We start from the raw sequence: 12,673 nt of genomic DNA, 5'->3' as shown, positions 1-12,673 counted from the left end.
ATCTTCCAGAAAGCGAGACCCGCGGCAATTATAGCGGAAGCCCGGCGAGCTGTACTGACTTTCATCGCTCATTCTGGGCAAGATTCTGCCGGGAGAAAATCGCCTCGACGCGCGCTCCTCCCAGCGTACTGTCGCTGATGACGATCTCGCCCTGATATTGTTCAATAATTTCGGCGGCGACCGACAGGCCGATGCCCTGGCCGGGACGCAGCCTGTCGGCGCGCTGGCCGCGCTGAAAAATCAGTTCGCGCTTGCTTTCCGGTATGCCGGGGCCGTCGTCGTCAACGATCAGATGCAGCTTATGGTCGGAATATTGGGCGCTAATCTCGACAAATTCCAAGCAGTATTTGCAGGCGTTGTCCAGCACGTTGCCCAGTATTTCCATAAAATCGTTTTTTTCACCGATGAAAGTCAGTTCGGGAGAGATATCCAGCGTCAGCGTCACCCCTTTACGCTGGTAAACTTTGTTCAGCGCGGAGCAGAGCCCGTCCAGCATGGCGGGGACGGAGTGCACTTCACGCATCAGCATCGGATGCTCGGAACGCATGCTGGCGCGGTGCAGGTAGTAGCCAATCTGCTGGGAGATCCTGCTGATCTGCGCCAGCATGATCGGCTCGGCCCGATCGATGCTGGTTTCCTTCCCCGTGCGTAACGCCCGCAGCGTGGTTTGCAGCACGGCCAGCGGCGTTTTCAGACTATGGGTAAGATCGGTCAGGGTGGTGCGGTATTTGTGGTAACGCCGACGCTCATTATTCAGCAGAATATTCAGATTCTTCACTAGGCTGAACAGCTCCCGCGGCGAATTTTCATCCAGCTGTTCGCGCGTGCCGTTTTCCAGTTCGGCGATCTGCCTGACGAGGTGTTTGATCGGCCGCAGACTCCAGTGCGCGCCCAGCCACAGCAGGGGAAGCACCAGAATAAGGTTGGCGATCAGCACGTAGCTGAACCATTCCCAGACGATGTCCTCCTGCTGCAATTCCTGCGGAATACGGTCTACAACCACGATAGTCAGAGGCGGCAGATGATCCGTCTGCGGATAGACGTTAACGGCGACGGAGTGGGTCAGGGTATGCGCGTAGACGCTGTTGAGCGCGCGTAGGCTATTCAACAGCAGCGTATTTTCCTTCAGAACGGCGCTGCTGGTATTGGTATCGATATCCAGCTCATGATAGGCGGTTTTCCCCAGCCACTCGGGTTTGATCAGCGCTTCCAACTGGGGCACTTCCCGTTCGCGCCAGAGTATGTTTCCCTGCCGATCGTAAATTAGCACCAGCGTCGGGAAGTTGATATCGATTTCCGGCGGCGTCGCGATGGTTAATTTATTATCCCGCCACTGGGCCAGGCGGTAAAACAGGTTGCTTTCCCCGCGCAGCAGGCGAAAAGAGGTTTTATCGAAATTGACGCTGTAGCCGATAATCGCCACGATGCCATAGGAGAGGGATAGCGCCAGAACGATGGCGACGGTGGCAAGCAAAAAACGCACGCGCAGCGAAAAGGGCGATTTTTTATGACGGGCGTCCTGCCGTTCACCCTTTGGGCCGCCGCAAGCGGCGTTGAAAATCTTTCCCGGAGATTTTTTATGGCGGGCGTCCTGCCCGCCGTCCTGCGGGCCGCTGTTTTCGCCGTTGGAAATCGCGCCCGGCGACTTTCTGTTACTCATGCTGCGTCTGCTGACAGGCGTCGATATCGAGACGATAGCCCTGGCCGCGCACCGTGGTGATGACGTCCGGCGAGCCCGCGTTCTGTATTTTTTTGCGCAGGCGGCCCATCAATACGTCAATGGTATGGCTTTCGCGCAGTTCGGCGTCGGGGTAGAGCTGCAGCATCAGCGACTCCTTGCTGACGACCTTGCCGTTATTGCGGATCAGCGTCTCGATGATGGTATATTCGAAGGCGGTCAGCTTGACCGGCGCGCCCTTGATCATCACTTCGCGCCGCGACAGATCGATTTCAAACGGCGATATGCTGATAATTTGCGACGCCAGGCCGCTATTGCGGCGCATCAACGCCTGTAAACGGGCGACCACCTCTTCCATATGAAACGGCTTGGTGACGTAATCATCCGCGCCGGCTTCCAGCACGGCCACTTTGTCTTGCCAGCCTTCGCGGGCGGTCAGCACCAGGATGGGGAGCTTGCGCTGCTGTAAACGCCAGCGGCGAATCATACTCATCCCGTCCTCATCCGGCAGGCCAAGGTCGACGATGGCAATGTCGGGCGAGTGCTCGTGCAGGAAATAGTCGGCTTCTTTGGCTCCCGCCGCGGCATCGACCTGATGCCCCATCTCGTTCATTTGCACGCTAAGGTGATGGCGTAATAAAACATTATCTTCGACGACCAGAATGCGCATTGTTATTTCCTCTGTTCCTTTGTCAAACAGACCGGGCGCTATCTCAGTCAGCACCGCCATTATCGTTATACCCGTCATACTTCAAGTCGCATGCGCGTTGGCTGTGTTACTCGCTCCATCCAGGGAGCTCGCCCCGGTCGCTTGACTTCAGTCAGCTCTGCCCCGTGTTTCCCCTACAAAAACGCGTGCGTTTTTGTACGTCGCTGGCGGCGGCCCGCAGGGCGAGCCCCGTCAACGGGGCGAGTAATATCTGACTTTGTCAACGGTCTGAACGCCTTGGCGTTTTTGTCCTGCAACGCGAATTATTTAGGGCATATACGGGGATCAATTATATTAATTGATTTTTGTCTGACAAATTATCCATAGGAATAATAAACAGCGGATAAACAGGCGCCGGAAGGCGAGGGGACAGGCGGACGCCGGGTCCGCCTATGGCTACATATAATTTTATTTCAGATCGTCGACCATCTGAATGGCGCGGCCGATATAGTTTGCCGGCGTCAGCGTTTTCAGCCGCGCCTTTTCTTCCTCCGGCAGCTCAAGCGCGTCGATAAACGCCTGAAGGCCGGCCGCGTCGACGCGTTTGCCGCGGGTCAGTTCTTTCAGCTTTTCATAAGGCTTTTCAATACCGTAACGGCGCATTACGGTTTGAATAGGCTCAGCCAGAACCTCCCAGTTGCGATCCAGCTCTTCGCTCAGGTGCTCGCGGTTAACTTCCAGCTTGCTGATGCCCTTTAACGTCGACTGATAGGCGATCAGCGCATAGCCCACGCCGACGCCCAGGTTACGCAGCACCGTTGAGTCGGTCAGGTCGCGCTGCCAGCGGGAGACCGGCAATTTCCCGGCTAAATGCCCCAGCACGGCGTTGGCCAATCCCAGGTTGCCTTCCGAGTTTTCGAAATCAATCGGGTTAACTTTATGCGGCATGGTGGAAGAGCCGATTTCACCGGCGATGGTTTTCTGTTTGAAGTGGTTCAGGGCGATATAGCCCCAGATATCGCGGTCGAAATCGATCAGGATGGTGTTGAAACGGGCGATGCAGTCAAACAGCTCCGCGATGTAGTCATGCGGTTCGATTTGCGTGGTGTACGGGTTCCAGACGATCCCCAGCGACGTGACGAAACTTTCGCTGAACCGGTGCCAGTCAATTTCCGGATAGGCGACGAGGTGGGCGTTGTAGTTCCCCACGGCGCCGTTAATTTTGCCCAGGATTTCAACCTGCTGCAGCTGACGGTATTGACGCTCCATCCGGTAGGTTACGTTGGCGAACTCTTTACCGATGGTGGAGGGGGTGGCGGGCTGCCCGTGGGTGCGCGACAGCAGCGGGATGTCGCGATATTGCAGGGACAGGTCGGCCAGGGCGTCGATAATTTTACGCCAGTGGGGAAGAATCACCTCGCGACGGGCGGAATCCAGCATCAGGGCGTGAGACAGGTTGTTGATATCTTCCGAAGTACAGGCGAAGTGAATAAATTCGCTGACGGCGTGCAGCGCGGGGACGGCGGCGACTTTCTCTTTCAGAAAATACTCGACGGCTTTCACGTCGTGATTGGTGGTGCGCTCGATGGTTTTAATGCGCGCCGCGTCCTGTTCGTTGAATTCGGCGACAATCCGGTCGAGGAAAGCGTTTGCGTCGGCGTCAAATGCAGGAACTTCCTGGATTTCTGCACAGGCCGCCAATTTTTGCAGCCAACGTACTTCAACCTGTACGCGGAACTTCAGCAAACCGAATTCGCTGAAAATAGCGCGCAGCGAGCTGACTTTATCGCCGTAGCGGCCATCTATCGGGGACACGGCGGTCAGTGAGGATAATTCCATCGCAAGCAACTCCTGGGATTGGTTTCAATAAAATAAAAATCGGGTTCATGCTAGCGGCAAATGTCTCTCATATCGTCGTCCCCGCGCAGGCGGGGATCCGTTTTGAGAGCCTATCTGCCGCGGCGGATATGGCGATTAACCGGGTCGGTAGGCCGGTGATTAATCGTCGATCAGCAACGTTCCAGTATCTGTTTCGCTTCTTTCACCAACTGGCCGCGGGAGAACATCAGCTGCAGACGTCCGCCGCCAATCTGCTGCCACAGCACCGCGGAACGAATGCCGGCCAAAAGCGCGGCGCGCACTTTGGCCTGAATCTGGCTGTTTTTCAGCACCTCCGGCGAACCGGTAACCTGGATGCGCGGCCCCAGCGTACTGATGATATCCACATAAATGCCGGCCAGCGCGCTGACGATCGTATCAGAGAGCAGTTCAAAATGCTCCAACTGGCGCTCCAACTGACCGATACGTTTCCCCAGCTCGCTGAGCGCCGCCTTATTGCCATGTAGCTTACGCTCCAGGGTGATCAGACTGAAGGCATAGCGCGATAGCTCGGCGCCCTGGCCTTTACCGCTGGTGTTCAATACTCCCAGCAGGGTTTCCAGCCCGGTTTTCAGGTTCTGTTCCGCGCCGCCATAGACGGAGAGCGTCGAGGCCGGGTTTACCACCAGAATACTGTTGAGCGACGTATGCAGAATGTCCTGGTCGCAGTTGCCGGTATGGGCCAACTGCCGCACCAGGTGAGCGGACTGGCAGATGCCGGCGAGCGCCAGCGTAATGTCGTGATAATTCTTAGCCACGGCTACTCCTGTCCTGTAAACGTTCTTCAATGACGCCGCCGCCCAGGCAGACGTCACCCTGATAGAAAACGGCCGACTGTCCGGGCGTGACGGCCGCGACCGGCTCATCAAAACGTACGGTTATGCGATCTTCGCCCAGCGGGGTGACCGTGCAGGGAATGTCCGCCTGACGATAACGGGTTTTGACCGTGCAGCGGAACGCCGCGCTCAACGGCTGACGATCGACCCAATGCAGCTGCTGGGCGATGAGTCCGTATGACATCAGGCGCGGGTGCTCATGTCCCTGGGCGACGTATAAAATGTTATTTTCTACGTCCTTATCCACCACATACCAGGGGTCTTCGCCGCCGTCTTTAACGCCGCCGATCCCCAATCCCTTGCGCTGGCCCAGGGTGTGATACATCAGCCCCTGATGTTGTCCCATGTTCCGGTTGTCATCGACGGATAAGATCGGGCCCGGCTGCGCCGGCAGATAGCGGGAGAGAAACTCGGTGAATTTACGCTCGCCGATAAAACAGATGCCGGTGGAGTCTTTCTTTTTGGCGGTGGCCAGCGCCAACTGCTCGGCGATGTTGCGCACCTGGGGCTTTTCCAGCTCGCCCACCGGAAACAGGCTCTGCGCGATCTGTTCATGGCTGAGGGTATAGAGGAAGTAGCTTTGGTCTTTATTGCCGTCTATTCCGCGCAGTAAACGGCTTTTCCCGTCGACATCCTGACGGCGCACATAGTGGCCGGTGGCGATATAGTCCGCGCCTAAATCTTCGGCGGCGAACTCGAGAAAGGCTTTGAATTTGATCTCTTTGTTGCACAGGATGTCGGGATTGGGCGTGCGGCCCGCCTTGTACTCCGCCAGGAACAGTTCAAAGACGTTATCCCAGTATTCGGCGGCGAAATTAACGGTATGCAGCTCAATGCCGAGCCTGTCGCAGACGGCCTGCGCGTCGGCAAGGTCGGCAGCCGCGGAACAATACTCCGTGTCGTCGTCCTCTTCCCAGTTTTTCATAAACAGGCCTTCGACATGGTAGCCCTGTTGCTGCAACAGGTAAGCGGAAACGGAGGAATCAACACCGCCGGACATACCGACAATCACTTTTTTATGGCTGTTATCTGACATGGACGTCTCACGAACTGGAATACTTACGTACTAAAGCGAAAAACAAGCGGCGTATTTTATCATGTTGTGGCCGGGGCTGCACCGCTATTCCCGCGGCGGCCAGTTAAACGCGCCGAGCAGCGTTAACGGGTAGCGCTCGGGCCGCTGATAGCAGCGAATACTCTCGGCGACTAACGGCGAGCGCAGATGGCGGGAGTCGAGGATCTCCTGCGCCGTCAGCCAGCGGCAGCGTTCGATATCGCTGTCGTGCGGCTGCGTCGCCATTTTATACGGCAGGTCGAGGGCGAAACAGAAACGCAGGAACGGCGTCCGGTCGGGGGCGATCCATTGGTGCAATTGCAGGAAACTCTGCGGTTCGGCCCGGATGCCGGTCTCTTCCCAGAGCTCGCGGCCGGCGGCCTGCACCAGCGTTTCATCGGCTTCCAGGTGCCCCGCGGGCTGATTCCACAACAGCTTATCGTTAATCAACTCTTCAACGATCAGAAAATGGTTCTCCGCCTGCACTACGCAGGCAACGGTAACGTGCGGCTTAAACATTGGCGATCTCCTTCCATTCTCCGGGTAACAGGCTTTCCACGGTCTGATTGGCCATGCCGTAGCGGATCAGACGCAGCGTGGGGTAGCCAATATTGGCCGTCATGCGCCGAACCTGACGGTTGCGGCCTTCGCGCAGGGTGATTTTCAGCCAGCTGACGGGGATGTTTTTCCGCTCCCTAATCGGCGGGACGCGCTCCCACAGCCAGTCAGGCTCCGGCACCAGCTCGGCGCCGGCGGGCAGGGTTTTGCCGTCTTTCAGCTCAAGGCCGCTGCGGAACAGCGAAAGCGCGGCTTCATCGGGAACCCCTTCAACCTGGGCATAATAGGTTTTTGCTGTTTTATGAACGGGGTCAGTAAGTTTAGACTGAAGCCTTCCGTCATTCGTGAGGATCATCAGTCCTTCGCTGTCGCGATCCAAACGGCCGGCCGCGTAAACGCCGCGGATGGGGATATAGTCTTTCAGCGTTGCGCGGCCGGCTTCGTCGGTGAACTGGGGCAGCACGTCAAAGGGTTTATTGAATAAGACGATACGCCGGGGCGCGGCGGCGCCGCGTTTTGGCGCAGTTTGGGAGCTGAATCGTTTAACTCGGTGATTTTTAACAGAGAATTTATTCATCATCTTTATAGCCGCGGATAACAAAATCATTATACTCGAAAAGGTTTGCGATTGGCGCGGGCTAAATATTCAAGTAGTATCGACTCACATCTTACAAGTCATTAACAAAATTGCGCTCGAAGGAGAGGTTAATGGAAAGCAAAGTAGTAGTACCGACAACGGGTCAAAAGATCGCGGTTGATGCTCAAGGCAAGCTGATTGTTCCCAACAATCCGGTTATCCCGTTTATTGAAGGGGACGGCATCGGCGTCGATGTCACGCCGGCGATGATCGATGTTGTTAATGCTGCGGTAAAAAAAGCCTATCAGGGCGAACGCGCAATTTCCTGGATGGAAATTTATACCGGCGAAAAATCAACGCAGGTTTATGGTAAAGACGTTTGGCTGCCGGAAGAGACGCTGGATTTGATCCGCGAATATCGCGTGGCGATCAAAGGCCCGTTGACGACGCCGGTCGGCGGCGGTATCCGCTCGCTGAACGTCGCGTTGCGCCAGCAGTTGGATCTCTATATTTGCCTGCGTCCGGTACGCTATTACGAAGGTACGCCGAGTCCGGTCAAACACCCGGAGCTGACCGATATGGTGATCTTCCGTGAAAATGCCGAAGATATTTATGCCGGTATCGAATGGAAAGCGGATTCGGCGGAAGCGGATAAGGTCATCCGTTTTTTGCGCGATGAAATGGGCGTCAACAAGATCCGTTTCCCGCAGCACTGCGGCATCGGCATCAAACCCTGTTCCGAAGAGGGAACGAAGCGCCTGGTGCGCGCGGCGATTGAATACGCCATCACCAACGATCGTGACTCGGTCACGCTGGTCCATAAAGGCAATATCATGAAGTTCACCGAAGGCGCCTTTAAAGACTGGGGTTATCAGCTGGCGCGCGAAGAGTTCGGCGGCGAACTGATTGACGGCGGACCCTGGGTTAAAATCAAGAACCCGAAAAGCGGTAAAGATATCATCGTTAAAGACGTGATTGCCGATGCGTTCTTACAACAGATTCTGCTGCGTCCGGCCGAATATGACGTTATCGCCTGTATGAACCTGAACGGCGACTATATTTCCGACGCGCTGGCCGCGCAGGTCGGCGGCATCGGTATCGCGCCGGGCGCCAACATCGGCGACGAATGCGCGCTGTTTGAAGCGACTCACGGCACCGCGCCGAAGTATGCCGGCCAGGATAAAGTCAACCCGGGCTCCATCATCCTGTCTGCGGAAATGATGCTGCGCCACATGCAGTGGTTCGAAGCCGCCGACCTGATTGTTAAGGGCGTTGAGGGCGCGATTAAGAACAAGACCGTGACCTACGATTTCGAACGCCTGATGGACGGCGCTAAGCTGCGGAAATGCAGCGAGTTCGCGCAGGACATCATCGATAACATGTAAGCGCATTGTTATCAAATTGATCGGCGGGGGCGTCTGGCTTCCGCTGATTTTTAACATTAGGAAAGTCATTCAGTAAAACCTTAGTAAAATTCTTCAGTAAAATGGATTAAAAAATCACCGGTTTGATGGTCGTTTTTTATCCGCCGCTAGCCGTAATTGTTAATCAATCTTTACCATGGTCGTTGTCAATGTCTGTCTGGTTAATTCTGTGTAATTGCCCCGAACCGGTTTACGATTTTGTGTAAATGCTTTTCCTCCGCGTGATATCTTCATGCATCCGGTTAAATCAATGACTGAAACAATAATGACGTTCTCTTCTAAATTTCAGCAGCATTACTTTACCTGCATGATGATTATTGCCGCCTCGCTGGTGGGGTTGATCACGGGCTACACGTTGCCGCTTATCAGCCTGCGTCTCGCCGCGCTGGGGCACGACGCGGTATTGTTGGGCGTGATTTCGGCGCTTCCGGCCGTGGGGGTTTTTATTTCATCGTTTATTACGCCGCTGCTCTGCCGGCGAATAAATGTGAAGAGGCTGCTGATTCTGAGTCTGCTGCTCCTCTCCGCCTCAACCGTAGCATCGTGCCTGTTGATCGACCCCCTGACGTTGATTCTCCCTCGTTTGGCGACGGGGTTTGCCGGCGGCGTAGTGATTGTCATCGGCGAAAGCTGGATAACCGGCGCGGCCTCGGATCGCTACAAGGCGACATTCACCGGCATTTACGCCTCTGCGTTTACCGGATTTCAACTGATGGGGCCGTTACTGATTGCGGCCGGCGCTGACTACGCGGGCTTCGCGGCCTGGTCCATCGGCATAACGACCGCGCTATGTGCGTTGATGCTTGTTTTTTGCCGCGAGATGGCGCGTTCGCAGGAGAAGGCGCCGGCCTCTTATCGCCGCATTTTGAAAACGATGGCGGCCATTGCCGTAGGCGTACTCTGTTTTTCCTTCTTCGATGCCAGCGTGCTCGCGTTATTTCCGCTTTATGGCATGGCGAACGGTCTGGCGGAGTCAACCGCGGTTCTGCTGGTGACGGTTATTTTCCTGGGCGATGCGCTGCTGCAACCCCTTATGGGGTGGATGGCCGATAAATTGGGCGTTAGGCGCGTTCATATCAGCTGCGGGATAATGTTCTGTATCCTGCTGACGCTGGTACCCTTGACGTTCGATTTTCTGCCGGCGCTGATGCTTAACTGCTTTATCCTGGGCGCCGTCGCCGGCGCTATCTATACGCTTTCGCTTGTTCGCGCGGGCAACCGCTTTTCCGGGCAGAAACTCATCGTCGCCAACTCTATTTTCGGCGTTATCTGGGGCGCCGGAAGTATATCGGGGCCGGCGTTGACCGGGGTCGTCGTATCTTTCATCGGCTACGGCGGGATTATTTTTTGTCTTGTCGGTATGGGGATGATTTTTCTGGCGGCGCAGTATCTGTCCGCCGGCGAAACGCATCGGGCGCAGACGGCAAGTCCGTCGTCGTGAGAGACATTTTAGGCCGTCGCATCCGGTTTTTCCCGGCGTTGTACATGCGTTATGCATTAAGTCGCATGTGCGCCGCCTTCCCGCAACGCGTATTATTTAAGAATAAGATATCGATATGGCTAAGCCGATGCCGTCAGCGCGCAGAGGCTTACGCTGAAATTGGGATCATCATTGGTAAAAAATATTATCCGATGATTTATGCGCTACTTTATTCTGTGAAATGCCCGGTATGGTCGGTTTATGATTCGATTTATGGTGATTATCACCAGGTCTAATAAAAATTTGCTTCTTATGGGTTCATCTTATTTTACCGGCGAAGCGCCAGAAACGTGGAATTAAATTGATCTAAATCACAATCTATCGGTATCTATTTTGCTCTTATGAAAATCCCGTTGTGGGAAAATTGCTCCATAGCTTAGGTTTCATAAAGGCATGCTGATAGCGGTGTGCCGCGGAGGATGTATGTCTGTAATTCGCACATGTATGAGTCTTTTTGGCGGTGATACGCTAATTGTTCGTTGTTCTAACGCGTTCGATCTTGAGATGATTAGTGGTTCACATCATACAACGGGCGCTCAGAATGAAGCCGCGATGCAGGACGCTATTAGCGTGAGTGCCGAGAACGAGGTTTATTTAACGGTTCCTTATACCGGCGATTGGGATTTAATCATCCATGCAAAGAATGATACTCCCGAGCATTCGATAAGCTATTTCCCGGCTTGATTTTATTCGGCGTTCGTAGCGGTCAGCATATTCTGCCAGCATCATTGGTGCCGCATTACCTGTGTCCGGTTGCGTTTCTCGGCGGACTATGCTGATCTATTTTTACCGCAATTCTTTCGCCATCGTCGCCGATTAGCATTGCTATCCTTAATTGCGTTATTCGGCGCGGCTCTCAGGTAATATCGATATAATTAATGATGGCCACTATTTTTTTATGCTTAATTCCGCACGGTTAAAATAAAGACCCGTATTTGAATTTTCACGGAGAAAATATTTTATACCCGCCATACTTCAAGTTGCATGCGCGTTGGCTTTGTTACTCGCCCCATCCGTGGGGCTCGCCCCGTTGGGGCCAGCGCAAGCGCCGTTCAAAAACGCTTTGCCGTTTTTGTCCTGCAACCCGAATTATTTAGGGTATATTCGGGTCGTTGAGTCAGAAACGAAAAGAATTAGAACTCAGCATCGATATCGACAATGTTGACCAATTTATGGTTAACGAACTCCTTGATGCCCAGCCCAATTAATTCGCGCCCATAGCCGGAGCGGCGTACGCCGCCGAACGGAAGATCGGCTTTTACCATGGTCGGATGGTTGACAAAGATCATCCCGGTAGAGATCTTCTTCGCCACTTCCGCGCCGCGCTGCTCGTCCTGGGTGAAGACGGAGCCGCCTAAACCAAAGGGAGAATCGTTGGCGATGCGGATGGCGTCGTCTTCATCTTTGGCACGGAACAGCATGGATACCGGCCCGAAAAATTCCATGGAATAAGCGGGGTTGTCCGGCGTGACGTTGGTCAGAATCGTTGGCTGGACGAAGGCGCCGTTTTCCGGCACCTTAGGGCCGACTTCGGTTGCCGTGGCGCCATGAGCCACGGCGAACTGAATTTTCTCTTTCACTTCGTCGGCGGCCTTCTGCGAGGAGAGCGGAGCAAGCGTGGTGTCGGGCGACATGGGGTCGCCGGCGCGCAATTCCGCTACGCCATCGGCGTACAGCTTAAGGAAGTCATCATAGACTTCGTCGACAATGATCATGCGCTTAGACGAGACGCACACCTGTCCGCCGTTCCAGTGGCGGCCGAACACCGCCCATTTGGCGGTTTTTTTCAGTTCGGCGTCGGCCAGCACGACAAATGCGTCGGCGCCGCCAAGCTCGAGCGTTGATTTCTTGAGCGCTTTCGCCGCCTGCTGCGCAACCAGCGCGCCGGCATCTTCGGAGCCGGTCAGCGCTACGCCCTGCACGCGCGCGTCGTTGAGAATTAATTCAATCTGCGTACGCGTGGCATACAGATTCTTGAAGCCGCCGGCGGGCAAGCCCGCGTCGAGCATCAGACGTTCAAAACGCGCGGCGCTCTGCGGAACGTTTGAGGCATGTTTCAACAAAATGGTGTTGCCGGCGGAGAGCTGCGGAGCGATGATGCGGGCAATCTGATAATAGGGGAAGTTCCAGGGTTCGATCGCCAGCAGAACGCCAAGCGGGTCATGGTACACCACCGCGTTGCCTTCAGCGGGATCGGCTACCGGCAGTTTTTCCGGCGCCAGCAGGGATTCGGCGTTTTTGGCGTAATATTCAAAAATCTGGGCGGATAGTTCGACCTCGGCCTTCGCTTCGGCAAATAGTTTGCCCATTTCCAGCGTCAGCAATTTCGCGTGTTCGTCGCTGTCTTTACGCAGCAGATCGGCCGCTCGTTGCATGACGGCGCGGCGTTCGGCGAACGAACTGGTTTTCCATGTCAGGAAGGTAGCATGAGCGTGTTCAATCGCAGATGAAACTTCAGCATCGGTTGCATCAGGAAAGGTTTTGATCAGTTCCCCGGTATAAGGATTTGTTGTGGCATACGCCATGTTATTTCTCCTTT

11 protein-coding genes are annotated in these 12,673 nt (G+C 55.0%); 3 read left to right on the top strand and 8 right to left on the bottom strand.

The window, feature by feature from the left end:
- Positions 1-61 precede the first annotated feature (61 nt).
- The 7 genes from phoQ to rluE form a co-directional block, all read right to left on the bottom strand.
- Entirely contained in the window at positions 62-1,660 is a 1,599-nt protein-coding gene (phoQ, locus tag VSX58_RS03640; RefSeq protein ID WP_327616855.1) for a two-component system sensor histidine kinase PhoQ, read from the bottom strand.
- On the bottom strand, positions 1,653-2,348 hold the full coding sequence (gene phoP, locus VSX58_RS03635; RefSeq protein ID WP_327616854.1) for a two-component system response regulator PhoP: 696 nt from the start codon (positions 2,346-2,348) through the stop codon (positions 1,653-1,655). Before phoP ends, phoQ begins: the two co-directional genes overlap by 8 nt.
- A gap of 447 nt (positions 2,349-2,795) precedes the next feature.
- The gene (gene purB / locus VSX58_RS03630) at positions 2,796-4,166 is read right to left on the bottom strand and encodes an adenylosuccinate lyase (protein ID WP_327616853.1); all 1,371 of its coding nucleotides are present in this window, start codon (positions 4,164-4,166) and stop codon (positions 2,796-2,798) included.
- A gap of 170 nt (positions 4,167-4,336) precedes the next feature.
- Positions 4,337-4,963 (bottom strand): high frequency lysogenization protein HflD, encoded by a 627-nt coding sequence (hflD, locus tag VSX58_RS03625; protein WP_327616852.1) that lies wholly within the window; start codon positions 4,961-4,963, stop codon positions 4,337-4,339.
- Positions 4,956-6,077, bottom strand: a complete 1,122-nt coding sequence (gene mnmA, locus VSX58_RS03620; RefSeq protein WP_327616851.1) for a tRNA 2-thiouridine(34) synthase MnmA — start codon at positions 6,075-6,077, stop codon at positions 4,956-4,958. The genes hflD and mnmA overlap by 8 nt, the downstream gene beginning before the upstream one ends.
- Positions 6,078-6,161: 84 nt before the next feature.
- Positions 6,162-6,614, bottom strand: a complete 453-nt coding sequence (locus VSX58_RS03615; protein WP_327616850.1) for an NUDIX hydrolase — start codon at positions 6,612-6,614, stop codon at positions 6,162-6,164.
- Complete coding sequence (gene rluE, locus VSX58_RS03610; protein WP_407654840.1) at positions 6,607-7,260, bottom strand: 23S rRNA pseudouridine(2457) synthase RluE; 654 nt, start codon at positions 7,258-7,260, stop codon at positions 6,607-6,609. The genes VSX58_RS03615 and rluE overlap by 8 nt, the downstream gene beginning before the upstream one ends.
- A gap of 101 nt (positions 7,261-7,361) precedes the next feature.
- Here rluE and icd point away from each other — a divergent pair, with 101 nt between their 5' ends.
- The 3 genes from icd (at position 7,362) to VSX58_RS03595 (ending at position 10,818) form a co-directional block, all read left to right on the top strand.
- Complete coding sequence (icd, locus tag VSX58_RS03605; RefSeq protein ID WP_327616849.1) at positions 7,362-8,615, top strand: NADP-dependent isocitrate dehydrogenase; 1,254 nt, start codon at positions 7,362-7,364, stop codon at positions 8,613-8,615.
- Positions 8,616-8,904: 289 nt separating this feature from the next.
- Positions 8,905-10,095 (top strand): MFS transporter, encoded by a 1,191-nt coding sequence (locus VSX58_RS03600; protein ID WP_327616848.1) that lies wholly within the window; start codon positions 8,905-8,907, stop codon positions 10,093-10,095.
- Between the two features lie 462 nt (positions 10,096-10,557).
- On the top strand, positions 10,558-10,818 hold the full coding sequence (locus VSX58_RS03595) for a hypothetical protein (RefSeq protein ID WP_327615984.1): 261 nt from the start codon (positions 10,558-10,560) through the stop codon (positions 10,816-10,818).
- 449 nt (positions 10,819-11,267) lie between these two features.
- On the opposite strand, the gene VSX58_RS03590 is transcribed toward VSX58_RS03595, so the two are convergent.
- Positions 11,268-12,659 (bottom strand): NAD-dependent succinate-semialdehyde dehydrogenase, encoded by a 1,392-nt coding sequence (locus VSX58_RS03590; protein WP_327616847.1) that lies wholly within the window; start codon positions 12,657-12,659, stop codon positions 11,268-11,270.
- Between the last annotated feature and the right edge of the window lie 14 nt (positions 12,660-12,673).

Source organism: Brenneria populi, from assembly GCF_036016195.1.
Lineage (GTDB): Bacteria > Pseudomonadota > Gammaproteobacteria > Enterobacterales > Enterobacteriaceae > Brenneria > Brenneria populi.
Note: the sequence above shows the minus strand (reverse complement) of the source record. Positions and strands in the feature narration are given on the sequence as shown.

Coding starts and splice junctions, on each gene's coding strand:
- mnmA (WP_327616851.1), bottom strand. CDS start 6,077: ATGTCAGATAACAGCCATAAAAAAGTGATTGTCGGTATGTCCGGCGGT.
- VSX58_RS03600 (WP_327616848.1), top strand. CDS start 8,905: ATGACTGAAACAATAATGACGTTCTCTTCTAAATTTCAGCAGCATTAC.
- phoP (WP_327616854.1), bottom strand. CDS start 2,348: ATGCGCATTCTGGTCGTCGAAGATAATGTTTTATTACGCCATCACCTT.
- rluE (WP_407654840.1), bottom strand. CDS start 7,260: ATGATTTTGTTATCCGCGGCTATAAAGATGATGAATAAATTCTCTGTT.
- phoQ (WP_327616855.1), bottom strand. CDS start 1,660: ATGAGTAACAGAAAGTCGCCGGGCGCGATTTCCAACGGCGAAAACAGC.
- icd (WP_327616849.1), top strand. CDS start 7,362: ATGGAAAGCAAAGTAGTAGTACCGACAACGGGTCAAAAGATCGCGGTT.
- VSX58_RS03615 (WP_327616850.1), bottom strand. CDS start 6,614: ATGTTTAAGCCGCACGTTACCGTTGCCTGCGTAGTGCAGGCGGAGAAC.
- purB (WP_327616853.1), bottom strand. CDS start 4,166: ATGGAATTATCCTCACTGACCGCCGTGTCCCCGATAGATGGCCGCTAC.
- VSX58_RS03595 (WP_327615984.1), top strand. CDS start 10,558: ATGTCTGTAATTCGCACATGTATGAGTCTTTTTGGCGGTGATACGCTA.
- VSX58_RS03590 (WP_327616847.1), bottom strand. CDS start 12,659: ATGGCGTATGCCACAACAAATCCTTATACCGGGGAACTGATCAAAACC.